Origin of the sequence: Paraburkholderia sp. (assembly GCF_026225065.1) — a bacterium.
Taxonomy (GTDB): domain Bacteria; phylum Pseudomonadota; class Gammaproteobacteria; order Burkholderiales; family Burkholderiaceae; genus Paraburkholderia.
On sequence record NZ_JAMFSB010000012.1, the window covers coordinates 1 to 24,084 of the forward strand.

General features: G+C 61.9%; 21 protein-coding genes and 1 pseudogene. 15 read left to right on the top strand and 7 right to left on the bottom strand.

Features of this window, described 5'->3' with window-relative positions; all coding sequences use genetic code 11:
- Window positions 1–98: pseudogene (locus M0954_RS00420) on the bottom strand (UTP--glucose-1-phosphate uridylyltransferase); the annotation flags it as partial.
- Between the two features lie 249 nt (window positions 99–347).
- Between M0954_RS00420 and M0954_RS00425 the strand changes: the two are divergent.
- The 8 genes from M0954_RS00425 (at window position 348) to M0954_RS00460 (ending at window position 9,584) form a co-directional block, all read left to right on the top strand.
- Window positions 348–716 carry a hypothetical protein gene (locus tag M0954_RS00425; RefSeq protein WP_183143199.1) on the top strand — a complete coding sequence of 123 codons (369 nt, stop codon included), beginning with the start codon at window positions 348–350 and terminating at the stop codon, window positions 714–716.
- Window positions 717–1,111: 395 nt separating this feature from the next.
- Window positions 1,112–2,035 carry a LysR family transcriptional regulator gene (locus M0954_RS00430; protein ID WP_122154302.1) on the top strand — a complete coding sequence of 308 codons (924 nt, stop codon included), beginning with the start codon at window positions 1,112–1,114 and terminating at the stop codon, window positions 2,033–2,035.
- A 28-nt stretch (window positions 2,036–2,063) separates the two neighbouring features.
- Window positions 2,064–2,738, top strand: coding sequence for a response regulator transcription factor (locus tag M0954_RS00435; RefSeq protein ID WP_074265105.1), 675 nt, complete (start codon window positions 2,064–2,066; stop codon window positions 2,736–2,738).
- 286 nt (window positions 2,739–3,024) lie between these two features.
- A complete protein-coding gene (locus M0954_RS00440; RefSeq protein ID WP_297351045.1) occupies window positions 3,025–6,276 on the top strand; it encodes an efflux RND transporter permease subunit in 3,252 nt (1,083 codons plus the stop codon).
- The gene (locus tag M0954_RS00445) at window positions 6,266–7,483 is read left to right on the top strand and encodes an efflux RND transporter periplasmic adaptor subunit (RefSeq protein WP_122154300.1); all 1,218 of its coding nucleotides are present in this window, start codon (window positions 6,266–6,268) and stop codon (window positions 7,481–7,483) included. The genes M0954_RS00440 and M0954_RS00445 overlap by 11 nt, the downstream gene beginning before the upstream one ends.
- Window positions 7,476–8,963: an efflux transporter outer membrane subunit gene (locus tag M0954_RS00450; RefSeq protein ID WP_123384318.1), complete on the top strand. Its 1,488-nt coding sequence runs from the start codon at window positions 7,476–7,478 to the stop codon at window positions 8,961–8,963. Before M0954_RS00445 ends, M0954_RS00450 begins: the two co-directional genes overlap by 8 nt.
- A 152-nt stretch (window positions 8,964–9,115) precedes the next feature.
- Window positions 9,116–9,388, top strand: a complete 273-nt coding sequence (locus tag M0954_RS00455; RefSeq protein WP_122154298.1) for a DUF4148 domain-containing protein — start codon at window positions 9,116–9,118, stop codon at window positions 9,386–9,388.
- A gap of 40 nt (window positions 9,389–9,428) precedes the next feature.
- On the top strand, window positions 9,429–9,584 hold the full coding sequence (locus M0954_RS00460; RefSeq protein WP_166660696.1) for a hypothetical protein: 156 nt from the start codon (window positions 9,429–9,431) through the stop codon (window positions 9,582–9,584).
- Window positions 9,585–9,700: 116 nt separating this feature from the next.
- On the opposite strand, the gene M0954_RS00465 is transcribed toward M0954_RS00460, so the two are convergent.
- From M0954_RS00465 to M0954_RS00475, 3 genes are read right to left on the bottom strand one after another with little or no spacing between them, the layout of a single operon-like run.
- On the bottom strand, window positions 9,701–10,414 hold the full coding sequence (locus M0954_RS00465; RefSeq protein WP_123384319.1) for a response regulator transcription factor: 714 nt from the start codon (window positions 10,412–10,414) through the stop codon (window positions 9,701–9,703).
- Window positions 10,415–10,452: 38 nt separating this feature from the next.
- The gene (locus M0954_RS00470; protein WP_297351049.1) at window positions 10,453–11,856 is read right to left on the bottom strand and encodes a HAMP domain-containing sensor histidine kinase; all 1,404 of its coding nucleotides are present in this window, start codon (window positions 11,854–11,856) and stop codon (window positions 10,453–10,455) included.
- A 10-nt stretch (window positions 11,857–11,866) separates the two neighbouring features.
- Complete coding sequence (locus tag M0954_RS00475) at window positions 11,867–12,544, bottom strand: response regulator transcription factor (RefSeq protein WP_074265112.1); 678 nt, start codon at window positions 12,542–12,544, stop codon at window positions 11,867–11,869.
- Window positions 12,545–12,953: 409 nt separating this feature from the next.
- Between M0954_RS00475 and M0954_RS00480 the strand changes: the two genes are divergently transcribed.
- From M0954_RS00480 to M0954_RS00510, 7 genes are all read left to right on the top strand, one after another.
- Window positions 12,954–13,301 carry a DUF4148 domain-containing protein gene (locus M0954_RS00480; RefSeq protein ID WP_122154296.1) on the top strand — a complete coding sequence of 116 codons (348 nt, stop codon included), beginning with the start codon at window positions 12,954–12,956 and terminating at the stop codon, window positions 13,299–13,301.
- Between the two features lie 915 nt (window positions 13,302–14,216).
- Window positions 14,217–14,918 (top strand): energy transducer TonB, encoded by a 702-nt coding sequence (locus M0954_RS00485; protein WP_166660695.1) that lies wholly within the window; start codon window positions 14,217–14,219, stop codon window positions 14,916–14,918.
- A gap of 75 nt (window positions 14,919–14,993) precedes the next feature.
- Complete coding sequence (locus M0954_RS00490; protein WP_297351051.1) at window positions 14,994–15,914, top strand: MotA/TolQ/ExbB proton channel family protein; 921 nt, start codon at window positions 14,994–14,996, stop codon at window positions 15,912–15,914.
- Window positions 15,915–15,917: 3 nt separating this feature from the next.
- Window positions 15,918–16,343, top strand: a complete 426-nt coding sequence (locus M0954_RS00495) for a biopolymer transporter ExbD (protein ID WP_122154293.1) — start codon at window positions 15,918–15,920, stop codon at window positions 16,341–16,343.
- Window positions 16,344–16,401: 58 nt separating this feature from the next.
- A complete protein-coding gene (locus M0954_RS00500) occupies window positions 16,402–16,830 on the top strand; it encodes a biopolymer transporter ExbD (RefSeq protein ID WP_122154292.1) in 429 nt (142 codons plus the stop codon).
- A 10-nt stretch (window positions 16,831–16,840) separates the two neighbouring features.
- On the top strand, window positions 16,841–18,049 hold the full coding sequence (locus tag M0954_RS00505; protein WP_297351053.1) for a tetratricopeptide repeat protein: 1,209 nt from the start codon (window positions 16,841–16,843) through the stop codon (window positions 18,047–18,049).
- Between the two features lie 276 nt (window positions 18,050–18,325).
- Entirely contained in the window at window positions 18,326–19,711 is a 1,386-nt protein-coding gene (locus M0954_RS00510) for a Fic family protein (protein ID WP_297351055.1), read from the top strand.
- A gap of 54 nt (window positions 19,712–19,765) precedes the next feature.
- On the opposite strand, the gene M0954_RS00515 is transcribed toward M0954_RS00510, so the two are convergent.
- From M0954_RS00515 to M0954_RS00525, 3 genes are read right to left on the bottom strand one after another with little or no spacing between them, the layout of a single operon-like run.
- Window positions 19,766–22,978 carry a multidrug efflux RND transporter permease subunit gene (locus M0954_RS00515; RefSeq protein ID WP_297351057.1) on the bottom strand — a complete coding sequence of 1,071 codons (3,213 nt, stop codon included), beginning with the start codon at window positions 22,976–22,978 and terminating at the stop codon, window positions 19,766–19,768.
- A 12-nt stretch (window positions 22,979–22,990) separates the two neighbouring features.
- Entirely contained in the window at window positions 22,991–23,545 is a 555-nt protein-coding gene (locus M0954_RS00520) for a GNAT family N-acetyltransferase (protein ID WP_297351059.1), read from the bottom strand.
- Entirely contained in the window at window positions 23,520–24,065 is a 546-nt protein-coding gene (locus tag M0954_RS00525) for a GNAT family N-acetyltransferase (RefSeq protein ID WP_297351067.1), read from the bottom strand. The genes M0954_RS00520 and M0954_RS00525 overlap by 26 nt, the downstream gene beginning before the upstream one ends.
- Between the last annotated feature and the right edge of the window lie 19 nt (window positions 24,066–24,084).

Here is a 24,084-nt window from a genome sequence, read left to right on the forward strand (position 1 = left end):
ACGATCGGCAGCATCTCTTTGGGGCTGGCCTTGGTGGCGGGCAGAAATCGCGTTCCCAGTCCGCCCACGGGAAATACCGCTTTATGAACGTTGCGCATTTCGTCACTCCCCTTTCGTGTCGTTGTTTCCGGTTTCCCGCTATGTGAATCTGAGCCTATTCCGCAGCTGTCGAAATTACCTGCCAACTGTTCGCCCTTTCCCGCCGCCCGGGCGAAGCCATGCCTATACGGGGCAACGCGCTACTTAAATTAAGTTTCATCAAACGATTGCCCTGTTTCAACCAACGCACGCGCCCGTCGATCCATAATTTCCTCAACGTGATACGTATTGAGGAGCCGGACATGCCGATGACGATCGAGATGATGAACGAGTACGGTGACAACGCAGTGCGGGTTGCCGTCGACGACAATTCTGTGTTGCTGGCAGCGAGCGAAGTCGACGCGGTCATCGAGCGCCTGAGCCTGCTGCGCGCCGCGATGCGGCCTGAAGTGCCAAAAGAGCCGTCGCGCACGCACCAATATGTGATCGAAATGGATCCTTGCTGGCACACGGAGAAACATCCGCTCTATGACGGCGCCGTTCTGTTCATGCGTCACACCGGTCTTGGTTGGGCCGGCTTTGCACTGCCCACGGCAAGCCTCGCCAAACTCAACGACGCCTTGTCGAAGCATCTCAAGCAGCTTGAAGTGGAAGAAGCGCCTGCGTTGATGAATTAGAACGCCAGCCTTTCGACGCAGGCATCCGCCACGCACCGCCCGGCGCACCCCACAATGACACTCATGCGTTGCTGCACCGCTGGCATGATTTGTTCCGCTTTGTGCAGCAATGTATTTCAAAGTTCATCTCCACTACGCGCATGCAACACCCTATACTGACCTTTCCGCATCACTGCGGTCTTTTTCAAGATCTCCTTACAGCGCGGCTTGTCCGCGCTTTTTTTTTGCCTGTCGCTTTTGCAAGGCGACCCGCGCACCGCGCCTCCCACACGCGCAATGTATCCACGTAGTTCATGAACATTGCACAAAATTAAAAAAGACTTAATCAAGCTGGCAGTGCCATGTTATCTGCGAGCGCCCATGATGCACGCATCGTCCTTTCCTAGTGTAAGAACATGAACCAGCTACAAGCGATGCGTGTCTTCACACGCGTAGTCGATCTCGCCAGCTTCAACCTGGCCGCGAGACAACTGGGCATGTCGGCTGCCGCCGTCACGCGCAGTGTCAGTATGCTCGAGGCGCATCTGAACATGCGCCTGCTTAACCGCACGACGCGCAGCCTGTCGCTCACGGAAGTGGGCAAGGAGTATCTGGACGGATGCCGAACGATCATCGAAAAGCTCGATGAAATGGAATCGAACCTCGTGCAGACCACCCGCGACCCGCGCGGCACCTTGCGCATCGCCACGCCGATGACCTTCGCGGCCTCGGGACTCGGCAACCTGCTCGCCACCTATCGAACGCTGCATCCGCGGGTCGATTTCGACATCACCACCTTCGACACGCATATCGACATGGTGGAAGGCGGCTACGACGTATGCTTCTCCGACGACCGCCGTCTCGCCAGTTCCACGCTCGTAAGCCGCACGCTTACGAGCATCGAGGAAGTCACGGTGGCTTCGCCGTCGTATCTGGCCCGCCAAGGCACGCCGCGCGACCCGGCCGCATTGAATCGCCACGGTTTGCTGACGGTCTCGGACGGCAGTTCGCGGACCTGGGAATTCGCGGATGCCGACGGCGTCTACCGGGTCAACACCGGCAGCGCGCTGACAGCGACCAGCAGCGCAATGGTGCGGGTGGCCGCGCTCAACCACATGGGCATCGCGTTGCTGCCGCTGCCGTTCGTCGACGAAGACCTCGCTCAGGGCACGCTGGTACCGGTGCTCGAACAATACGAAGTCAATGGCGGTCCACGTCATGTGTCGATCCTGTATTCGGGGCGTAACTATCTGTCGATGAAGGTGCGCAGCTTTATCGACTTTGCGGTGAGCCAGTATCGCGCACCCGACAAGCAGGTCGCGCTGCGCGTCGTAGCGTGATGGCCCTGAAGAAATACGCCAGCGAACCATGCCGAAGATACTGACGATCGAAGACGACGAACTGATCGCGGACGACATCGTGCGCACGCTCACCTCGAGCGGTTTCTCGGTCGACGTGGCGCGCACCGGCCGCGAAGGCATGGCCAAGGTCATGGCAGGCGAATACGACGTCGTCACGCTCGACCGCATGCTGCCGGATCTCGACGGTCTGACGATCGTCGCCACCATGCGCGGCGTGGGCATGGAAACGCCGGTGCTGGTGATGAGCGCGATGTCCGATGTCGATCATCGCATTCAGGGGCTGCGTGCCGGCGGTGACGACTACCTGACCAAGCCCTTCTCCGCCGACGAGATGTTTGCACGTGTGGAAGTCCTGCTGCGGCGGCGTCCGCGTAATGCCAAAGCGGAGACCTTGCTACGTACCGGTGCGCTTGAGCTCGATCTGGTGCGCCGCCGCGTCACCCACGGCAAACGCGAACTCGAATTGCAGCCCACCGAATTCCGCGTGCTGGAATTCATGATGCGTCATGCAGGCCAGGTGCTGACGCGCACGATGATTTTCGAAGCGGTTTGGGGTTGCCGCTTCGATCCGGGCACCAACCTGATTGACGTACACGTGGGACGTCTGCGCAAAAAGGTCGACGTGCCGGGCGAACGTCCACTGATCCGCACCATTCGCGGGTCCGGCTACCTGTTCGGTTGACGCGCAAGCGCGTCGTCCCCTCCACTCTCCCCTCATCGAACACAGCGTGCTCCAAGCAGCACGCTGTGTGTCTCTGTTCGTGATCGCGTTGCTACACGGCTAACGCATCGTCACCGCGCTTTTAATTTCGCCATGCCTGGCAACTAAAACTTGTTTCATTTTTTTAGTCGCAGGGTGTTAGGGCTTGCTCGACAGAATACCGACATCGGGCAAGCCACCATTGGGACTTGCCCTAACCGACTGACGCCGCCGAGTCATCGCGCCATTCTGAACGGAGCAGCTTTCGATGTTAAAAATAGTCCGGCTCGCTTTAACGCGGCCTTATACGTTCATCGTGCTTGCGATGCTGATCGTGTTGATCGGCCCGCTTTCCGCGTTGCGCACGCCAACCGATATCTTTCCCGATATCCGCATTCCGGTAATCAGCGTCGTGTGGAACTACGCGGGCCTGCAACCGGACGACATGGCCGGACGCATCGTCACCTATTACGAGCGTACGCTCGGCACCACGGTCAACGATGTTCAGCATATCGAGTCGCAATCGTTTCGCGGCTACGGCATCGTCAAGATCTTCTTCCAGCCGAACGTCGATATTCGCACCGCCACAGCACAGGTCACCTCGGTTTCGCAGACCGTGTTGAAGCAGATGCCGCCCGGCACGACGCCGCCGCAGATCCTCAACTACAACGCCTCGACCGTGCCGGTTCTGCAACTGGCGCTCACCAGCAACACGCTCGACGAACAGAAGCTCGCCGACTACGCGACCAACTTCATCCGTCCGCAACTGCTGAGCGTGCCCGGCGTGGCGATTCCGACCGCCTACGGCGGCAAGACCCGCGAAGTGCAGATCGACCTCGACCCGCAAGCGCTGCAGGCGAAGAAACTCTCCGCGCAGGATGTGGCCGACGCGTTGGCGCAACAGAACCAGATCATCCCGGCGGGCACCGAGAAGATCGGCCGCTTCGAATACAACATCAAACTGAACAACAGCCCGCTGTCGCTGCAGGAACTGAACAACCTGCCGATCAAGACCGTGGACGGCGCAACCATCTATATTCGCGACGTCGCCCATGTGCGGGACGGCTATCCGCCGCAGACCAACATCGTGCGTGTTGATGGTCACCGTGCGGTGCTGATGAGTATCCTGAAGAACGGCTCGGCCTCCACGCTCGATATCATCGCGGGCGTCAAGGCACAGCTGCCCCGCATCGAGGAGACACTACCGCCCGGACTCAAGCTCGTCACGATGGGCGATCAATCCACCTTCGTGAAGGGCGCCGTGAGCGGTGTGGCGCGCGAAGGCATCATCGCCGCGGCGCTGACGTCGCTGATGATTCTGCTGTTCCTCGGCAGCTGGCGCTCGACGCTGATCATCGCGGCGTCGATTCCGCTCGCCGTGCTGGCAGCGATTGCGGGCCTCTCGGCGATGGGTGAAACGCTCAACGTGATGACACTAGGCGGTCTTGCGCTCGCGGTCGGGATTCTGGTGGACGACGCAACCGTCACGATCGAAAACATCAACTGGCACCTCGAACAAGGCAAGGATGTCAGGAGCGCGATCATGGACGGCGCCGCGCAGATCGTCGGGCCGGCGTTCGTCTCGTTGCTGTGTATCTGTATCGTGTTCGTGCCGATGCTGCTGCTTAACGGCATCGCCCGCTTCCTGTTCGTGCCGATGGCCGAGGCAGTGATCTTTGCGATGGTGGCGTCGTTTGTGTTGTCCCGGACCTTCGTGCCGATGCTTGCGCAGTATCTGCTGAAACCGCATGCATCGGGCGGTCACGCCTCCGGCGAACTGGCGGCGGTGATGGAGCCGCACGGCGGCCACCACCCGTCACCCGCTTCGCGCAATCCGCTGGTGCGCTTTCAGCGCGGCTTCGAGCATCGCTTCGAACGCGTGCGCGCTGTCTATCGCATCGTGCTCGGCCTTGCGCTGACAAACCGCAAGCGCTTCGTGGTTGGCTTTCTGATCGTCGTCGGTGCGTCGTTCCTGCTTGCCCCGTGGCTGGGACGCAATTTCTTTCCCGACATCGACTCGGGCGAAATCGCGCTTCATGTCCGTGCGCCGGTCGGCACGCGAATCGAAGACACCGCCGATGAGTTCGATCACATCGAGAACGCCGTGCGCAGCGTGGTGCCGCCCAATCAACTCGGCAGCATCATCGACAACGTCGGCTTGCCGAACAGCGGTATCAACCTGACCTATAACAATAGTGGCACCACGGGTCCGAACGACGGCGACATCATGATTTCGTTGAACGAAAATCATGCGCCCACCGCCGGCTATGTGAAAACGCTGCGCAAGATTCTGCCGCGCGAATTTCCCGGTACGACCTTCTCGTTCCTGCCCGCCGACATCGTCAGCCAGATTCTGAACTTCGGCTCACCGGCACCGATCGACCTGCAGATAGCGGGGCCGAATCAGGATGCCAATCATCGCTACGCCAACGAAGTGATGCGCCGCATGCGCCTGATTCCGGGCATCGCCGATACGCGCATCCAGCAGGCGTCGACCTACCCGCAGTTCACCGTGTCGGTTGACCGTTCGCGGGCAGACGAACTGGGCATCACCGAGCAGGACGTGACCAACTCCGTGGTGGCGAGCCTGTCGGGCACGAGCCAGGTATCGCCCACTTACTGGCTGAATCCGCATAACGGTGTGTCGTATCCGATCGTCGCGCAGACGCCGCAATACCGCATGGAGTCGCTCTCGGCGCTGGACAATCTGCCCATTACTGGCAAGGACGGCCAGTCGCAGATTCTGGGCGGCATTGCGACGATCGAGCGCGGCGTCGGCGATGCCGTCGTCTCGCACTACAACATCGAGCCGCTTTACGATGTGTTTGCGACGACCCAGGGGCGCGATCTCGGCGCCGTGGCAACGGATATCCAGCACATCCTGCATGCAACGGCGAAAGACGTGCCGAAGGGTTCGACGGTCACCTTGCGCGGCCAGGTCGAGACGATGAACAGCGCCTTCCTCGGACTCTCGCTCGGCCTCGTCGGTGCGATCGCGTTGATCTACATGCTGATCGTCGTCAACTTCCATTCGTGGTCCGACGCCTTCGTTATCGTTACCGCGTTGCCCGCGGCGCTCGCCGGAATCGTCTGGATGCTGTTCACCACGCATACGCCGCTCTCGGTACCAGCGTTGACCGGCGCCATTCTCTGCATGGGCGTGGCAACGGCCAACAGCATTCTGGTCGTGAGCTTCGCACGCGAACGCCTCGCGGTTACGGGCAATGCGCTGGTCGCGGCGATGGAAGCCGGCTTCACGCGCTTTCGCCCGGTGCTGATGACCGCGCTCGCCATGATCATCGGCATGGCGCCGATGGCGCTCGGCCTCGGCGACGGCGGCGAACAGAACGCGCCGCTCGGCCGCGCCGTGATCGGCGGCCTGATCTGCGCGACCTTCGCCACCCTGCTGTTCGTCCCAGTTGTGTTCAGCCTGGTGCACCGTCGCGATGCGGCTAAGCACCCTCCTGTCAAAGACAAAAATCATCCTACTTCCGAAACTGGAGCGCTCCATGTCCACTGAGATCGAGATCAATTCGCCGAAGCGGCTACGCCATCTGAAGCTGGTCGGCATCGTCGTGCTGCTCGCCGCTGCGGGGATCGTGACAACCGGCATCTTTACCCGCGTGCACGCCAGACAGGAGATGACCGCGTGGTCCGCCGCGCAGGCCATTCCGACCGTCGCCGCGCATACGCCGGGCCAACAGGGCGCAACGCAATCCCTGGTTCTGCCAGGTCATCTGTCCGCCTTCGTGGACGCACCGATCTACGCACGGGTGCCGGGCTATCTGCACGCGTGGTACGCGGATATCGGCGCGCATGTGAAAGCCGGGCAACTGCTTGGCCTGATCGATACGCCCGATCTCGACCAGCAATTGCTGCAGGCCAAAGCCGACTTGCAGGACGCGCAGGCGAACGAAAAGCTCGCGGCGTCCACCGCCAAACGCTGGACCGAGATGCTCAAGCAGGATTCGGTCTCGCAGCAGGACACCGATGAGAAAACCGGCGACCTGGCCGCCAAGCAGGCGATCGTTGCCAGTGCCCAGGCGAACGTGAATCGTCTCGAAGCACTTGAATCGTTCAAGCGGATCACCGCGCCGTTCGATGGCGTCGTCACCGCGCGCAAAACCGATATCGGCGACCTGATCAATGCAGGCGGCGGTGACGGTCACGAACTGTTTACGGTCTCCGACGCGCGTCAACTGCGGGTTTATGTCAGTGTGCCGCAAAGCGATGCAGCCGCCATCAAACCGGGCATGACAGCAACGCTGAGCATGCCGGAGCGCCCCGGGATGACATTCCAGGCGAAGCTGCTCGACACTGACGATTCGATCACACAGTCTTCCGGCACCCTGCTGGTGCAACTGGAAGTCGATAACCAGAACGGCCTGCTGATTCCGGGCGAGTACACTGAAGTGCACTTCGCGATGCCGACCGATCCTCATGCGCTGCTCGTTCCAGCCAGCGCGTTGATCTTCCGGCAAAGCGGCTTGCAGGTGGCCGTGGTCGGTAAGGACGACCACGCAATACTCAAGCCTGTCACGATTGCTACGGATCTCGGCACCCAGGTCGAAATCGGCTCGGGCATCGAAGCCAACGATCGCGTGATCGACAATCCGCCCGACTCGATTGCCACCGGCGACGCGGTGCGGCTCGCGGCTACGCACGCTGCCAACCCTTCCCCCACGTCGCTCGCGGACCATGGCGACGCGGAGCGCGCCCATGGCTAGGCTCAAGTTCAAGCGCAGCCTGTGCGTAGCGCTGGCGGTCAGCGCACTGTTTAGCGGCTGCTCGTTCGCGCCGGTCTATCAGGTGCCCCCCACGGCCATTCCGACGACCTTCAAGGAAAGCGGTGCGTGGCAACTAGCCAAACCCGCCGACCAGGTGCCGCGTGATGGCTGGTGGCAGGTATACCGCGACCCGGTTCTCGACAAGCTCGAAGTGCAGGTGGCGGCGGCCAATCCGAATGTCGCCGCTGCAGTGGCGCGCCACGACGAAGCCGTTGACTATCTGGCACAGGCGCGCTCGGGCCTGTTCCCGACTATCGGCGCGGGAGCCGATGTCTCGAGCAACCGTCAATCGGACAGCCGGCCGTTGCGCGGCTCCGGCGAGCCTTCGGTGTATGGCTCAAACACGGTCGACATCGGCATCAACTACGACCTCGACCTGTGGGGCAAGGTGCGCAACGAAGTAGCCGCAGGCCAGGCCGCAGCCCAGGCGAGCGACGCGGATCTCGCCTCCGTGCGTCTTAGCTTGCAGGCGAGCCTTGCGGACGCCTACTTTAATCTGCGCGGACTCGACGAGCAGCAACAACTGCTGGCGGACACGATCACCACCTATGAGCGCGCCCTAAAACTCACGATGAGCCGTCACGCCGGAGGCATTGCTTCGGACCTCGATGTATCGCGCGCACAGACGCAGCTCGCTTCGGCGCGCGCCGCTGCCGAGGACGTCAAGGCTCGACGCGCGCTGTACGAACATGCGATTGCATCGCTGACCGGCGTGCCGGCGTCGTCGTTCTCGCTCGCAGCGTCGACCGGTCTTGCGTATCTGCCGTCGATTCCGACCGGTGTGCCATCGGCGTTGCTGCAGCGGCGTCCCGATATCGCCGCTGCCGAGCGGCGCGTGGCTGAGGCGAACGCGAAGATCGGCGTTGCCAAGGCGGCGTTCTTCCCGGATGTTTCGCTGGGACTCGACGGCGGCTTCCAGAGCGACACGCTTTCGCCCTGGATCATGGCGCCCAACGAAATCTGGTCGATCGGTCCAAGTCTCGTGATGACCCTGTTCGACGGCGGCCGCCGCGAAGCCATGACGCAGGAAGCACGCGCAAAGCTGGCCGAAAACGGCGCGAAGTACAAGGCAGCGGTGCTGCTCTCGTTCCAGCAGGTCGAAGACAATCTGGCCCAATTGCATCATCTCGGCGATGAAGCGACACAGCAGGACGAGGCGCTCACCGACGCGCAGCGCACCTTGAATCTCTCGATGTCGCGCTATCGCGATGGAGTGGTCAGCTATCTGGATGTGGTCACCGCGCAGACCACTGAACTGAACACGCAGATCCTCGCGCTGAACGTGAATACGCGGCGTTTACTGGCTTCGGTGGGACTGATCGAGGCGCTGGGTGGCGGGTGGTCGGCGGATCAGACTGCGGTGGCCGCAGCGCCTGTTACGCCGGTTCAGGCGCAGGCCGCAGTTCCTGTTCGCGGGTAAATTTCTTTTCACATTTATATCGTCGAACCGCTATCCCCCGGCGACTATCCTTCTAATCAACCGGGCAGCGAGTTTTTTCCTTCGGTTTTAACTCCGCGCCGCGGTCAGGCAAACTGATATAGACCGACCATTAATTCGTAAGGACAACCAACATGAAATACCTGATGATCGCTATCGCCTTTGTTGGCGCTACAGCTACCGCTTCGGCTTTCGCGCAGACCAACACATCGGCCACGCAGCAACCGGCCGCTTCGACACAACTGGCGCAGAACTCGAATTCCGCCGTCGACCAGGCTGGCCAATGGGTCTCGCCAGAGGCACAGGAACAGACTGGCAAGACGCGTGCGCAGGTGTACCAGGAACTGGTGCACGCCGAACAGGATGGTCAGCTCCAGTACCTCAACTCGACGATCTACGAACATTAAGGCGAGCGGAACAGACACCGCTATATGCCGGATCAAAGCCATGAAAGCCCGTACCGTACTCAAACGCTCCGTGATTTACGCGCTCGCCGCCGTCACCGCCGGACTGCTGCTATCCGGCTGCGCAGCGCCCGGCCCCGACACCGCCAACGGCTGCGTCGGACCGCCAGGCTTCTGCACACCCTATTTTGGTTCATGAGCGTCAGCATGAACGAAACGGGCGCGCTCCCCAAACGGGTTAGCGCGCTCGCTTCATTGCAGCCTCGTCTTGAGATTTGACGCGCATCACCCTGAGGAAAGGGTGCGGGGCGTCCCTCAGTGCGAACCCGTGCCGATCTGGTAGCCGTAACGGCTGACCGTCTCGATGTGCACTTCCGGCAGATATTGTGCGAGCTTGCGCCGCAAACGCGAGACCACCAGATTGACGCTCGACGGATCGACATCGTCCTTCTCCGGCCACGCGTAGCGGATCAGTTGCTCGCGCGGGACCGGCGCGTTGAACTGGCGCATCAGGCATTCGAGCAGCAGATACTCGCGCCGCGTCACCACCAGCCGCCGCTCGCCCTCGACCAGTTCGTGCGTCAGCGGATCGAGCGAGAGCGCGCCGCTCGCCTCACCAAGAGCGGCGGCTGCCGCCGGTGGTAAATCGTGCGCAGCGCGCGAGGCCGCCGTGCGCCGCAGCGCCTGCAGACGCTCATGCAGTTCGATGAAGGAGTACGGTTGCCCGAAACAGGCGTCGGCGCCCGCACGCAGCACGCGGCTGCGGTCCTGGGCATTCGAGTGACCAAGCACGGCGATGATCGCCGCGCCCGCGCCAGCCGTGACGAATTGCGGCAGCGTCTCCAGCAGCGCTGCATAGGACGATGCATCGAGGGCCATCACAACAATCGCGTCGAACAGCTCCTGAGTGGTGAGAAACGCGCCGTCGCGCACGTCCTCCGCACGTTGCAGACTGTGTGCGCTCTCCTGCAGCGCTTTATAAAGCCAGGCGGATTCGGGATGGGACGCGGCCACGAACAGGATGCGCATTCAACCTCCCTTGCAAAAGAGAAAGAGAGCGGGACGGCTCATGCGAGTGTCCTCGACCAGCATTCGATGCGCACCCGCGCGCCGGGCTCCGCATTACCGATACGTATCGTAAAGTCATGCACGCGCATCACCGCAGAAACGATCGAGAGTCCCAAACCCGAACCCGCCAGATGGCGTGTGCCCTCGCCGCGATAAAAGCGTTGCAGCACGGCGTCGCGCTCATCGAGCGGAATGCCGGGCCCGTTGTCGACGATTTCTACCAACGGCCCCGCGGGCGTCTGGCGCAGCGACATGCGCACTACTCCGCCGGCGGGCGTGAACTTAAAGGCATTGTCGAGCAGATTGCTGAACGCTTCGAATAGCAGCGCACGGTCGCCGTGAATCGGCTCCACGGTTTCGGATTCGACAGCAAACTGCAGCGAGCGAAGCTCGGCGAGCGGTTCGTACAGTTCGCCGACTTCCTCGACGAGCGCCTGCAGTTCCACCGTCGCAAAGCCGCCGCGCCGCTGCAGTGTGCCGATCTCCGAGATGCGCAGCATGGCGCGAAAACGGTCGAGTAACGCGTCGGTCTCGTCGCGGGCACGCGACACGAGCGTCGACACGGCAACGTCATTGAGCGTGTCGGAGCGTTCCGCGATGTGCCCCAGCAAGGTCCGCACGTGTGCGAGCGGCGTGCGCAGATCGTGAGCAATACCGTCGCACGCGCCCTTGACCTCGTTCATCAGGCGCTCCACTTCCTCGAGCATGTGATTGACCAGGTGCCCGAGCATGTCGATCTCATCGCGCCCGCCAATCGGCAGACGCTGACCAAGATCGCCCTGGGCGATGCGCAGCGTCACGCGGCGAATCGCCTTCAGGCGGCGCATTTGCCGCACACTCAGCGCGAGGCCGCCCGCCACACCGGCAACGAGACACAGCAGCCCGCCGCCGATCAGCGCGTTGATGATGGTCTCGCGAATCCGCAGGATATGGGTGAGGTCGCGCGCCAGCACGAGGGTCTCGCCGTCGTGGCGGCGTTCGGCCATCGCGCGGACCACCGGCGAGGGCTCGCCACTCAAGGTCTGCAGACTGTTGCGGGCGAGCGTCACGCCGTGCCCATCGGCCGTCAGTCCGGGCGGCAGCGCGAGGACGTCACCGGCGACATAGCGGCCGTCCGGCGAGAACAGGCCATAGTAATTGGCGTGCATGCGCTCGTGCTCAAGCCGGCGATGGATGGCATCGGCCAGCGCGGTATGCGGCATCGAGTCGAAGTAGATGAGTTGCCACTGCATCACGACGTCGGTCTCGTGCTCCATGTCGCCGGTGACCGCAGCGCCGATAAATCCCAGCAGCGACATCACGGAAAGCGAGAAAATCACGGCATACACCGCGATCAGACGAAACGTCGTGGAATGCCAACGGCGCCCCAGTGCGGATTGCGTGGGGAAAGAGTTGTCCGTCAAGGTTATCTGCTCACGCGAGGATGTAGCCCGAGCCCCGCACGGTCTGGATCATCTGTTTCACGCCGGGAGGATCGATCTTCTTGCGCAGGCGTCCCATGTGCACGTCGATCAGGTTCGTGCCCGGATCGAAGTGGTAACCCCACACCGCTTCGAACAGCATGGTGCGGGTAATGGTCTGGCCCGCATGGCGCATCATGAATTCGAGCACGCGGTATTCGGTCGGCAGCAAAACGATCTCTTCACCGTCACGCTGGACCTTGCGCGAGATCAGATCGAGTTCGAGCGGGCCGACGCGTAGCGTTGTTTCGAACTGCGTGGCCGGCGTTTGACTGCGGCGCAGCAGGACTTCCAGGCGCGCGGTCATTTCTTCGGGATCGAACGGCTTGGTCAGATAGTCGTCGCCGCCCGCGCGCAAGCCGCGTACGCGTTCATCCACGTCGCCGAGCGCGCTCAGCATCAGAACCGGCGTCTGGATGCCGATGCTGCGCATGGTGGTGAGGATGGTCAAGCCGTCGACACCCGGCAGCATGCGGTCGAGCGTGATGACGTCGTATTCGTCGCTGACGGCGCGCGCCATGCCGTCACGGCCGTTCGCCACCCAGTCCACGGTGAAGCCGCGGCTTTTCAGCTCGCCGACTATTTCGTTGGCGGTGATCTCGTCATCTTCGATTGTCAGCACTCGCGACATGATGATTTCACGCGCCACAGCGAACTCAGCCGACCTGAGCGGCGTACGCGACTGGTTATCAGTAGAGGTACATGATGCCATATTCGGCTTGCAGGTTTGAGTTCGGAAGCGGACAGCGCGCGAGGCGCCGCAATGTGGGCAACGGATGGCCACAGGCTACGCGCGAGGCTGTAACGCTCACATATCGGTTTCATTAAAAAATATTTAAGAGAGGAAATGGCGCCCAGAAGTCGCGGGGGTCCGCGCGCAGCGCACGCTTTTGACGCTCTACCGGGCCGCGGCGCAAAGATGAACGATCTTTCATCGTTACGAGGGCGAAACGGTATGGGCTCTCCACTAGCCTGTTTGCATCCGGTAGCCACTTTTTCTGGCTGCCTTTGTACGAAGTTCTCCGCAAAGGGATGCAAACATGAAACTCTCGACACGTACCGTTTTGATGGCCCTGTTGCTCGCCGGCAGCGCTTCTGCAATGGCCGCGCCTGGTCTCACGCCGAAGCAATGCAACAGTTATCCGTTCACGAAGCTCAAGGGCGAAGTCACGCACAAGCAGTTGATGCGCGAACTGGGCGAACTGGAGGCCATGGGCTACAACCCGGCCACGGATGAAAACGTCTACCCTGCCGACCTCGAGGCGGCCGAGACGAAGCTGCAGGCCGAGTACCGCGCCGACTGCATGCCGGCCGCTTCAGCGACCAATGCGCAGCCGGATAACACCGCTGCGCCGGCAACGACGGGCGCAGTCAACCCGGCGAGCTGATCGTGCATCGGGCAAGCGCTCGCGTGCCTTTGAAAATCCGCCGCACAGACCGTCGAAATCATTCGTCTAGGCGAATACCCTGCAAGCGCGCTTCTCGCGCTTGCAGCCCTCATCCCGCTCTCATCATCTGCAGGGGCCGCCCATGTTGCGCGTGAACTTCGCGGACATTGCACGATGCGCGTCGCTACCCATTCCGCACACCCCGCGAGACGTTTTTTTCCCCGTGCAGACGACCGGCGACCTGTTTTAGAATCGTGTCGCGTAGCGCAGGGCGTTGACGCTGTTTTTCAGCGCGTCGTAAATCAGTATTAACGTCAGCCTTCACAAGCTTACAAAAGCATTTGGCATAACGTTGAAGTTAAACGACTTTTTCGCCCAAACCATTCACTCTTGTAAGCTAACTGACGAAATACGCTCCAGATGATTAGAGCGCATCCTCTAAACACAGTATGCCCCCATCAAAAAAAGTTTGACGCGAGATTTTGAACTGATATCGTTCCGTCGCAGGAATTACAGCCGCAGCTAGTGGTGGTCTGTGAAATACGTGTGACGTTCGAGCATCTTTTCGTCCGTCGCAGCCTGCGCCAAAGCGAAGGGGATGTAGCAAATACCGTCTATTAGTACTTCTACGCAGATAGATTACTGGCTGTTTCCGCTCATCCCCGCGGACCGCTCAGAATCTGTCCGACGCGGGCATGCGCCTTGCACACAGACGGCCTATAGCCGTTGCAACCCGGGATCTGAACCCAAGGCGCAAGCCTTTAGGCTCGAGTCGAGTGCTACGGCGCGCCCATCTGGAGTCCAAAAAGAATGTTGCGCGCCCTCGTTGGGGCTGAAGGAAACAATGTTTCGACGTAGCAAGAACGCTGCAGTCACGGAAATGGGCGGTTCACGCCGGGAGGAACGAAGGTGGTTATGAAAGTTGAAGGGCAGTTTCCGGCGGGCACGACCGCAGTTCATAGAACTGGGCGCCCGCGCGAATTCGGGAAAAAGCAGCAGAACCCCGTGCGCCGCTTCGGCGGTATTGCCGCCGTTCTTCTCCTCCATATAGTGCTCATCTATGCACTGCTCAATGGCCTCGCCACCAAGGTGGTGCAAGTCATTCAACATCCGATCGAAACCAAGATCATCGAGCCGGTGAAGCCGCCGCCTCCGCCGCCGTTGCCGACCGTGCAGTTGCCGCCGCCGAAGTTTGCGCCGCCGCCGCCGCCGTTCGTGCCGCCGCCGGAAGTTAATGTGCCGACTCCGCCGCAGCCCACCATTACACACCAGGCCGCTCCGGTCGTGGCACAGCCGGCCCCGCCGCCGGCCCCGCCCGCACCGCCTACGCCGGCCAAGCCGGTGAGCGTGCAGGTCGACGTGGCGTGCCCGAACTCCGACCAGATCCGCTCAACCGTGGTGTATCCGAAGGAAGCTCAGGAAAACAACGTCACGGGTGACGTACTCATCGAATTCGTAGTCGATCCGCAGGGCCATATTACGGATGAGCATGTCGCGAAATCGTCGGATGACTCTTCCCTCGATCGCGCGGCATTCAATGCGGTAAAGAAGTTTAGTTGCGTTTCCCAAGGCCAACCTGTCCGTGTCCAGGTTCCGTTCTCGTTTAACCTGAACTGAACCCACGAACTGAGCGGTACCGGTAGCGATTTATTAGTCACGTTGTACAAGTTCAACGCATGAACTGGAGCAGACATGAAGAAGCGTTCTCTCGCCGCAGTGGCGGCAAGCATGGTGTTGACCGTAACCACGGCAACAACCTTTGTCGCACCGCAAATTGCCTACGCGCAAGCCAGCGACGCAACCGTAGCAGCATCGGCCGCCGACGCCGCACCGACGGCCGCACCCGCAGCAGCACCGGCGGACCAGGCTGTGCCGCCGCCGGCACCCGCTACCTCCGAAACCGTCAGCAACCCGTACGGTCTTGGCGCCCTGTGGAAGAACGGTGACTTCGTTGCCCGCTTCGTGCTGATCCTGCTGGTGATCATGTCGATGGGCAGCTGGTACATCATGATCACGAAGTTCTTCGAGCAGTACCGTGCCAACCGCCGCTTCAAGAGCGCGGACGAACAGCTGTGGACCGCTCCCTCGCTCGCCGAAGGCGCGAAGCTGCTGGACGAAGCGTCGCCGTTCCGCTTCATCGCAGAAACCGCGATCGACGCCGGCGAACACCACGACGAAGCGCTCCTCGAAGCCGTCGACCGCAACACCTGGATCGACGTGTCGGTCGAGCGCGCTATCACCAGCGTGTCGAACCGCCTGCAGGACGGCCTCGCCTTCCTCGGTACGGTCGGCTCCACGGCGCCGTTCGTCGGCCTGTTCGGTACGGTCTGGGGTATTTACCACGCACTGACGGCTATCGGTATCGCCGGCCAGGCTTCGATCGACAAGGTGGCAGGTCCGGTCGGTGAAGCGCTGATCATGACGGCAATCGGTCTGGCCGTGGCAGTCCCGGCGGTGCTCGGCTACAACTTCCTGGTTCGCCGTAACAAGTCGGTGATGGAACGTGTCCGTGGCTTCGGCGCACAACTGCACACGGTCCTGCTGGCCGGCAGCGGCCGCGCCAAGCGCACCGTTGCAGCCCAGAAGGCTACGCTGGTCGAACACGCGGGGTAAATCATGGCTATGAGCGTTGGGCAAGATGGGGATGAAGACGAAGTCATCTCCAACATCAACACCACGCCGCTAGTCGATGTGATGCTGGTTTTGCTGATCATCTTCCTGATCACGATTCCTGTTGTTACGCACACGGTGCCGGTAAAGTTGCCGAGTGAGGCGGTCCAGCCGCTGCAGACCACGCCCAAAAGTATCGTGATCGCGGTCAACCGCGATGGCGATTTCTTCTGGAACGAGAAGCACGTGGATGCGGCGACGCTGCTCACGCAGTTGAAGACCGTGTCTGTGATGCAACCGCAGCCGGAAGTCAACGTGCGTGGCGACCAGAACACGCGTTACGAGTTTATCGGCCGCGTGATCACCGCCTGCGAGCGTGCTGGCATCGCCAAGGTGTCATTTATCACTGAGCCGCCGCCGCGCGGGGGCTAGCGTTGCATGGGACCGCAGTAAGCGCTAAAGCGCTAACTGCGGTCGACAGGAGCAGATTATGGGAATGAACGTATCTTCGGGCGGTAGTAGCGAACCGGAAGTGATGGTCGACATCAACACCACGCCGCTGATCGACGTGATGCTGGTGTTGCTGATCATGCTGATCATCACGATTCCGATTCAGACGCACGCCATCAAGATGAACCTGCCGGTCGGCAACCCACCTCCTCCGGCAGTCCAGCCGGAAGTGGTGCAGATCGATATCGACTTCGACGGCACGATGATGTGGAACGGTACGGTTATTCCGGACCAGGCCACCCTCAACTCGAAACTGTCTCAGGTTGCTGCTGAGCCGGTGCAGGCTGAGATCCATCTGCTGCCGAACAAGCTGGTGCCGTACAAGGATGTCGCTGCCGTGCTGGCTGCCGCACAACGTATTGGCGCCACCAAGATCGGGTTGATCGGCAACGAGCAGTACATGCAATAAGGATGTGAGAGTGCTAATGATCCATCAACGGTTCAAGCGTGCCGTGATTGCGGCCGCTTTCGGGGGGCTGTCTGCCCTCGTCGTGCTGCCGACCGTGTCGCATGCTGCCGACACCCTGCGTCCCGAAGTGGCCAAGCCGCTGAACGCGGCGCAGGATTCGTACCGGGCTCACAAGTATCAGGACGCGCTGGCGAAGATCGCTCAGGCCGACGCCGTGCCGAACAAGACGCCCTACGAAAGCTACATGATCGAAGAGATGCGCGGTGCCGCTGCCGCTGCGGCCGGCGACTCCGGTACCGCGGCGAAGGCCTACGAAACGCTGCTCGCTTCGGGCAAGCTGACGGGCGCCGACGAGCAACGCACCACCGCGGCTCTGGCTGGCATCTACTTCGAGGGTAAGAACTATCCTCTGGCGATCAAAACGGCGCAGCGTTACATGAAGTCCGGCGGCACGGATCCGGACATGCGGACCCTGCTGATCCAGTCGTACTACCTGTCGAACGACTGCGGCAACGTGGTGAGCCTGCTCAAGCCCACCGTGGATGCCCAGGCGCGCGCCGGCCATGCGCCGGACGAATCCCAGTTGCAGTTGCTGGGCACGTGCGCGCAACGCTCCAACGATTCCGCCACCTATCGCGGTGCGCTCGAAAAGCTGGTGGCGTTCCACCCGAAGCAGTCGTACTGGGATGACCTGTTCTCGGCAATCCGCAGCAAGCCGGGTTACGCGTCGAATCTGGATATCGACACCTATCGTCTGCGCCGTGCTACCGGTTCGCTGACGACGGCTGACGACTATATGCAGATGACGCAGTTGTCGATCCTTGCCGGCACTCCGGTGGAAGGCAAGCAGGTGGTGGATCAGGGCTTCTCGTCCGGCGTACTTGGCAAAGACGCCGGTACCGACCGCGAAAAGCGCCTGCAGGCGCTGGCGACCAAGCGTGCGACGAGCACGGTCGACACCAACGGTGTGCCGATTCCGCCGTTCGACCTGGCGTTCAACCAGGTCTTCGCGGGCCAGGCGCCGCAAGGTCTGGCGACGATGGAAGGGCTGATTGCCAAGGGCGGTCTGCCGCATCCGGATCAGGCGCAACTGCATCTGGGCGAAGCGTATTTCGTCGCCGGGCAGAAGCAGAAGGCGATTCAGGCGTTCAAGGCAGTCAAGGGTGACGATGGCTCGGCTGACCTGGCGCGCTTGTGGATTCTGGTGGCCTCGAAGTAAGCTTTCCTCCTTCGCTGTACACGCTGTACCTCGCGCCGCAAGCTGGACTCTCGAAGTCCAGGTTTGCGGCGCGATTCTTTGTGCTCCCTCCCCTCGTTTCGATTCCTTGCTGGCGCCCGCTTAGATCAATCTTGGATCAATCTCAGATCAATTTATGCATCTTGAATCATTCTTAGATCAATCTTGGATCATTCTTGGTTCATTTTTCAGGCGTTTTGAGCTAAGATTGATTCAAGAATCAATCTTGAATCAATTTTTCAGGTATCCGGCAAGAAAATGGCGAAGCGCGGGCTGTACGACAGCATCCTGAGGTTTCTGGTCAGGCAGCAGGATCTGGGGCACCACGCGCTGTCCCGGACCGACATCGCGGCGGCACTGGGGGAGCCACCGGCGACAGTACTCCGCTACCTGAACCGGCTCAAGGCGGACGGAAAGGTAGTCCAGTCGGGAAGCACCTCGGCCTCCCGTTACGGCCTCGCCAGTTTCGAGAGTGCGGTGCAAGCACGCACGCCTTCCCCCGCCGCACGTCCCGGCGTCGTCGTTCCAATGGGATCCCCCTCGTGGTCTCCGTCTTCAAGCGATCTCCTCGCCGCTCTCGACGCGCCTCTCGGCGCTCGTCAACCAGTCACCTATCAACGCAAGTTCGTCGACGATTACAAACCCAACCAGACGTTCCTGCTGCCTGAGTCGCTTGCGAACGACCTGTTCCAGGAAGGACGGATGCAAGGACAACAGCCGGCCGGCACATATGCGCGCAATGTCATCGAGCCCCTGCTGATCGATCTGTCCTTTTCGTCGTCCCGGCTCGAAGGCAACCGATACACCCGGCTCGATACCGAGGTCCTGTTCCGTTCCGGGCATGCCAACCCGCAGGACAAGGACGCGATCATGCTGCTCAATCACAAGCGCGCGATCGAGTTCCTGATTGACGAGGTGCCGCTCTATGGGCTCACCGAGATGGTGATCCGGAACATCCATGCCTTGTTGATGCAGGGCCTGCTGCACGACGAAGACTCGCTCGGGGCGATTCGCCAGAAGGTCGTCAATATCAGCAACACGGCGTATGTGCCGGCACAGATGCCCTCGCTGCTCGAGGAGATGCTCGGCATCATCGTCGCGAAGGCACGTGATATCAAGAATCCCGTAGAAGCCGCTTTCTTCCTCTGGGTGAACCTGGCCTATCTCCAGCCGTTTGAGGACGGTAACAAGCGAACCAGCCGGCTCAGCGCGAATATCCCGCTTCTGATGTACAACTGCGCGCCGCTCAGTTTTCTCGACGTGACTGACGACGACTACAGTCGCGCGAGGATCGGCGTGTATGAGAAGCTGGACGTCAGCGTCGCTGCGGACCTGTTCGCGTGGACCTACCGCCGCTCGATCGAGAAATATGCGGTGCAGATTCAGGCGGCGGGCCTGCCCAATCTGTTTCGCGCTACGCATCGCGATGCCATCAACGAACTGGTGAGCCGCGTCGTGCGAGAAGGCCATCCTCTCGGAGAGGCCATCGCCGAATTTGACCTCCCTGCGCAGGACGCGGAGAAGCTCGCCGAGATCGTCAAAGGAGATATTGCCCGGCTCGGCGAGCACAACTTCGCCCGTTACCGCCTGACGCTGAGGGAGTTGATGCGTTGGGTCGATGCAGGACGCCCTGTCACCGAATAGCGAAGAGAGGCGTGCCGCCGGCTCACATTGCATGAGCCGGCGCTATCGCTTTTCCTACTGCGACTCCATCTCCCGATCCGAGCGTGCCGGGCTCACCGGCCCATCCGGCTTACGCTCGTCCGCCGCGACATGTTCGGCATCCGCCAGACGCCGGCGCTTGCCCTGCGTCAGCGACGCGACCGCATGGAACGCGACCGGCGCGAACACCAGCCCAAGGAGCGTGGCCGCCAGCACCCCGCCGAATACGCCGGTACCGATCGACTGACGGCTCTCGGCCCCTGCCCCACCCGACATCACCAGTGGCGCCACGCCCAACAGGAACGCCGCCGAGGTCATCACGATCGGCCTGAAGCGCGCGGCTGAGGCGTCGATCACCGCACGCGTCAGCGGCAGGCCGCGCGCGTGCAGATCGCGGGCAAACTGCACGATCAGAATCGCGTTCTTCGCCGACAGCCCGATCACGGTGATCATCCCCACCTTGAAGTACACGTCGTTTGGCATTCCGCGAATCAGTACCGCCGACACCGCGCCGATCACGCCAAGCGGGACCACCATCAGCACTGCAAACGGAATCGTCCAGCTTTCGTATAGCGCGGCTAGCGCCATGAACACGGCGAGCAGCGACAAACCGATCAGCAGCGGCGTCTGCTTCTCCGCCAGCGTCTCCTCCCGCGCGGCATCCACCCAGTCGTACGCCACGCCCACCGGCAACGCTGAGGCAAGCCGCTCCATCTCCTTCATCGCCGCGCCCGAGCTGTAGCCGCGCGCCGCGCGGCCGCTCACATCGAGCGACGGGTAGCCGTTGTAGCGGCTCAACGCCACCGGCCCGACCGTCCACTTGCGCGTCGCGATGGCCGACAGCGGCACCATGGCCCCCTGCGAATTCATCACGGAGAGCGCCATCAGATCGTCGTCCGTCATGCGAGTCGACGCGTCACCCTCCACCACCACGCGCCGCATCTGACCCGAAGCCGGAAAGTCGTCGACATAGGTCGAACCGAAGGTGCTGCCCAGCAGGTCGGAAAGCTTGTCGAACGACACACCCAACGCATAGGCCTTGGCCCGGTCGATCGTCAGCTCGACGCGCGGCGCGTCGGGCAGGTCTTCGGAATGCACATCGGCAAGAACCGGATCGGTTTTGGCCTTCGCGAACAGCTCCTCGCGCGCCGCCTTAAGCGCGTCCAGACCGACCCCACCGCGATCCTCCATGCGGAACACAAAGCCGTCCGAGCGCCCCACCCCCGGTACCGACGGCGGCAACTGCGCGTCTACCCTGCCATCGAGAATGCTCGCGAATTCGCTATTCAACTGGTCCTGCAACTGGATTGCGCTGACTGTGCGCTTGTCCCAGTCCTTCAGTTCGACGAAGGCCATGCCGACGTTCTGGCCGCTGCCCTGGAAGCTCCAGCCAATCAGGCTCGTCACGTGCGCGACCTCGGCGTGATGATTCAGGATCTGCTCGACCCGCTTGATCACCCCCAGCGTGCGCGCCTGGGTCGAACCGGCTGGCAACTGGACCATCACCTGCAGTTGTCCCTGATCTTCCGTCGGCAGAAAGCCGCCCGGCATCTTCCAGTAAAGCAGCCCGCAGACGCCGACCAGCACCGCATAGATGGCGAGCATGCGCCCGATACGCTGCGAGGTGCGCGTGGTAAGCCAGCGATAGCCGTGCGAAGCCCCGTCGAAACCCTCGGCGAACTTCGAGGCGCCGCGCGCGAACAAGCCGCGCAGACCGCGGCGCGCTTCGCGCTGGTGCGGCGTCGAGCCGGTCGGTTTCAGCAGGTTGGCGCAGAGCGCCGGCGTGAGCGAGAGCGCCATGAACGACGACACCAGCATCGAGGCGATCATCGCCACCGAAAACTGGCGGTAAATGCCGCCCACGCTGCCCGGAAAGAACGCCATCGGCACGAACACCGCCGTCAGCACAGCGGTCACGCCGACAATCGCGCTGCCGATCTGCGACATCGCCTTGCGGGTCGCTTCGCGCGGCGGCAAGCCTTCCTCTTCCATCACACGGTGCACGCTCTCGACCACCACGATCGCATCGTCGACCAGAATCCCGATCGCCAGCACGAGGCCGAACATCGTGAACACGTTGATCGACAGGCCGAACGCCCACATCGCGAGGAACGCGCCCATCAGCGTGACCGGGATCACCACCGTCGGCACCAGCGTATAACGCAGGTCACGCAGGAACAGCCACATCACGAAGAACACCAGCACCACAGCTTCGATCAGCGTGTAGACCACCTCACGAATCGCGATCTGCACAAAGTGCGCACTGTCGAAAGGGATCTGCATCTGTATGCCGGGCGGCAAGCTCTTCGACAGTTCGGCGAGGCGCGCTCGAATCGCGTTCGAGGTTTCCAGGGCATTGCCACGCGGTCCTAACTGAATCCCGACGGTCGCGGACGAGCGGCCGTTCAGGCGCGACCAGAACGAGTAATCGTCGCGGCCGAGCTCGACGCGCGCCACATCGCGCAGGCGCACGGCCGATCCGTCCGGCTTCGCCTTCAGCACAATCTGGCCGAATTCCTCCGGCGATACCAGTTGCCCCTTGACGTCCACCGAGGCCACCAGCTCCTGCCCCGGCACCGAGGGCGCGTCGCCGAGCGTGCCGGCCGTCACCGTGGCGTTCTGGGCCGCGATCGCGGCGTTGACGTCGCCGGCGGCAAGTCCGTATTCGCGCAGCTTCATCGGATCGAGCCAGATCCGCAGGGCCTGATCGGAGTCCCACAGTTGCGCCGAACCCACTCCGGGTGCGCGTTTCAGCTCGCGTATCACGTAGCGGTTCATGTAGCTGCCAAGGTCGGACGAATCGCGCGTGCCGTCGGTCGACGTCAGCGCGACCAGCATCAGGAACGTATTCGAGGCCTTGAAGACGCTGATGCCGTTCTGCACCACCTGCTGCGGCAGACGCGGCTCGACCTGCTTGAGCCGGTTCTGCACATCGACCATCGCGATGTCGGGATTGGTGGCGGGCGAGAAGGTCGCGTCGATTTCAAGGTTGCCCTGGCCGTCGCTGCTGGTTTCGTAGTACAGCATGCCGTCCGCGCCATCGAGACTCTCCTCGATAATGCTGCCCACATCGCCGTCCACCACCTCGGTGGCCGCGCCCGGGTAGCTCGCGACGATCACGATGCGCGGCGGTGAGAGACGCGGATATTGGGCGACGGGAAGCTGCGGAATGGCGATCGCGCCTGCCACCATGATGGCAAGCGCGACAATCCAGGCGAAGACCGGTCGGTCGATAAAAAATGAGGGCACTCAGGCTTCCTGTCAGTGCTGCACGAAGGACGGCGCGTCGACCAGACGGGCCATGTGCAAGACATCGGCCAACTGGCCGTCACGCATGGCATAGCCACGCGAACGCCCCTCTTCCACGAAACCGAAGCGGCGGTAGAGCGCGATGGCCGCTGCATTGTCCGCAAACACGGTCAGCTCGAGGCGGCGCAGACCGAGCGAGCCATCCGCGCATTCGACCAGCGCGGCGAGCAGCGCGGCACCCACGCCGCGCCCCTGGAAGGCGTCGTGCACGGAGATGCCGATGGCGCCGATATGCGCACGGCGCGGCGTTTTGGCCACCAGACCGGCATGTCCGACCACGCGGCCGTCAAGTTCCGCGCACACGGTGATGCTGCCCGCGGGCAGTTTGGCGAGCCACTCCCGCAAGCCTTCCGCAGTGCGATAGCCGATCGTCAGCGTGCCACGCCGGACACCCGGTTGACACATGGTGTCGGCAATCGCCTCCATGTCAGACGCTTCGCACGCACGCACGACGACGCGCGGTGTCACCTGTGCCTCTCTCTCAAACCTCACGCTGCTCGTGTTCATTATTTTGGTCCGTTGCGAATGGCATCGGCTCATGCAACCGCGCCATGAAGTAGCAATCGATCAGTACACCGTCGCGTAAAGAGGCCCCACGGTGCAGTGCTTCTACTTCGAAACCGTATTTCCGGTAAAGCGCGATGGCCGGATGGTTGTCCGTGAACACATAGAGTTCGACGCGCCGCAGACCGAGCAAGTTATCGGCCAGGTCGAGCATTTCGGCGACCAGCGCATTGCCGATGCCGTGGCCATGCCATGCTTCATGCACGCCGAGGCCGATCATGGCCGCATGAGCCCGACGCAGCTTGCCCGGGGTCAATCGTCCGAAGCCGACCAGTATATCGCCGACCATGGCGGCAATGGCCACCTCGGGCAAAGCAATTTTCTCGATCCCCTCATGAGTTTTTTCGAGGGTCGGATACGGCGGATGCGGATGGCCGCGCAGCATGGCGGGCTGCTGCTCTAGCGCGTGGAACTGCACTGCATCCGCCACGCACAGCGCGCGCAGCTTGAATTCCTCAGGCAGGGGTTTTGCGGTTGTGTTT

Coding starts and splice junctions, on each gene's coding strand:
- M0954_RS00475 (WP_074265112.1), bottom strand. CDS start 12,544: ATGTCGCGAGTGCTGACAATCGAAGATGACGAGATCACCGCCAACGAA.
- M0954_RS00490 (WP_297351051.1), top strand. CDS start 14,994: ATGAAGAAGCGTTCTCTCGCCGCAGTGGCGGCAAGCATGGTGTTGACC.
- M0954_RS00445 (WP_122154300.1), top strand. CDS start 6,266: ATGTCCACTGAGATCGAGATCAATTCGCCGAAGCGGCTACGCCATCTG.
- M0954_RS00440 (WP_297351045.1), top strand. CDS start 3,025: ATGTTAAAAATAGTCCGGCTCGCTTTAACGCGGCCTTATACGTTCATC.
- M0954_RS00510 (WP_297351055.1), top strand. CDS start 18,326: ATGGCGAAGCGCGGGCTGTACGACAGCATCCTGAGGTTTCTGGTCAGG.
- M0954_RS00485 (WP_166660695.1), top strand. CDS start 14,217: ATGAAAGTTGAAGGGCAGTTTCCGGCGGGCACGACCGCAGTTCATAGA.
- M0954_RS00435 (WP_074265105.1), top strand. CDS start 2,064: ATGCCGAAGATACTGACGATCGAAGACGACGAACTGATCGCGGACGAC.
- M0954_RS00480 (WP_122154296.1), top strand. CDS start 12,954: ATGAAACTCTCGACACGTACCGTTTTGATGGCCCTGTTGCTCGCCGGC.
- M0954_RS00465 (WP_123384319.1), bottom strand. CDS start 10,414: ATGCGCATCCTGTTCGTGGCCGCGTCCCATCCCGAATCCGCCTGGCTT.
- M0954_RS00495 (WP_122154293.1), top strand. CDS start 15,918: ATGGCTATGAGCGTTGGGCAAGATGGGGATGAAGACGAAGTCATCTCC.
- M0954_RS00460 (WP_166660696.1), top strand. CDS start 9,429: ATGAAAGCCCGTACCGTACTCAAACGCTCCGTGATTTACGCGCTCGCC.
- M0954_RS00500 (WP_122154292.1), top strand. CDS start 16,402: ATGGGAATGAACGTATCTTCGGGCGGTAGTAGCGAACCGGAAGTGATG.
- M0954_RS00455 (WP_122154298.1), top strand. CDS start 9,116: ATGAAATACCTGATGATCGCTATCGCCTTTGTTGGCGCTACAGCTACC.
- M0954_RS00450 (WP_123384318.1), top strand. CDS start 7,476: ATGGCTAGGCTCAAGTTCAAGCGCAGCCTGTGCGTAGCGCTGGCGGTC.
- M0954_RS00520 (WP_297351059.1), bottom strand. CDS start 23,545: ATGAACACGAGCAGCGTGAGGTTTGAGAGAGAGGCACAGGTGACACCG.
- M0954_RS00425 (WP_183143199.1), top strand. CDS start 348: ATGACGATCGAGATGATGAACGAGTACGGTGACAACGCAGTGCGGGTT.
- M0954_RS00430 (WP_122154302.1), top strand. CDS start 1,112: ATGAACCAGCTACAAGCGATGCGTGTCTTCACACGCGTAGTCGATCTC.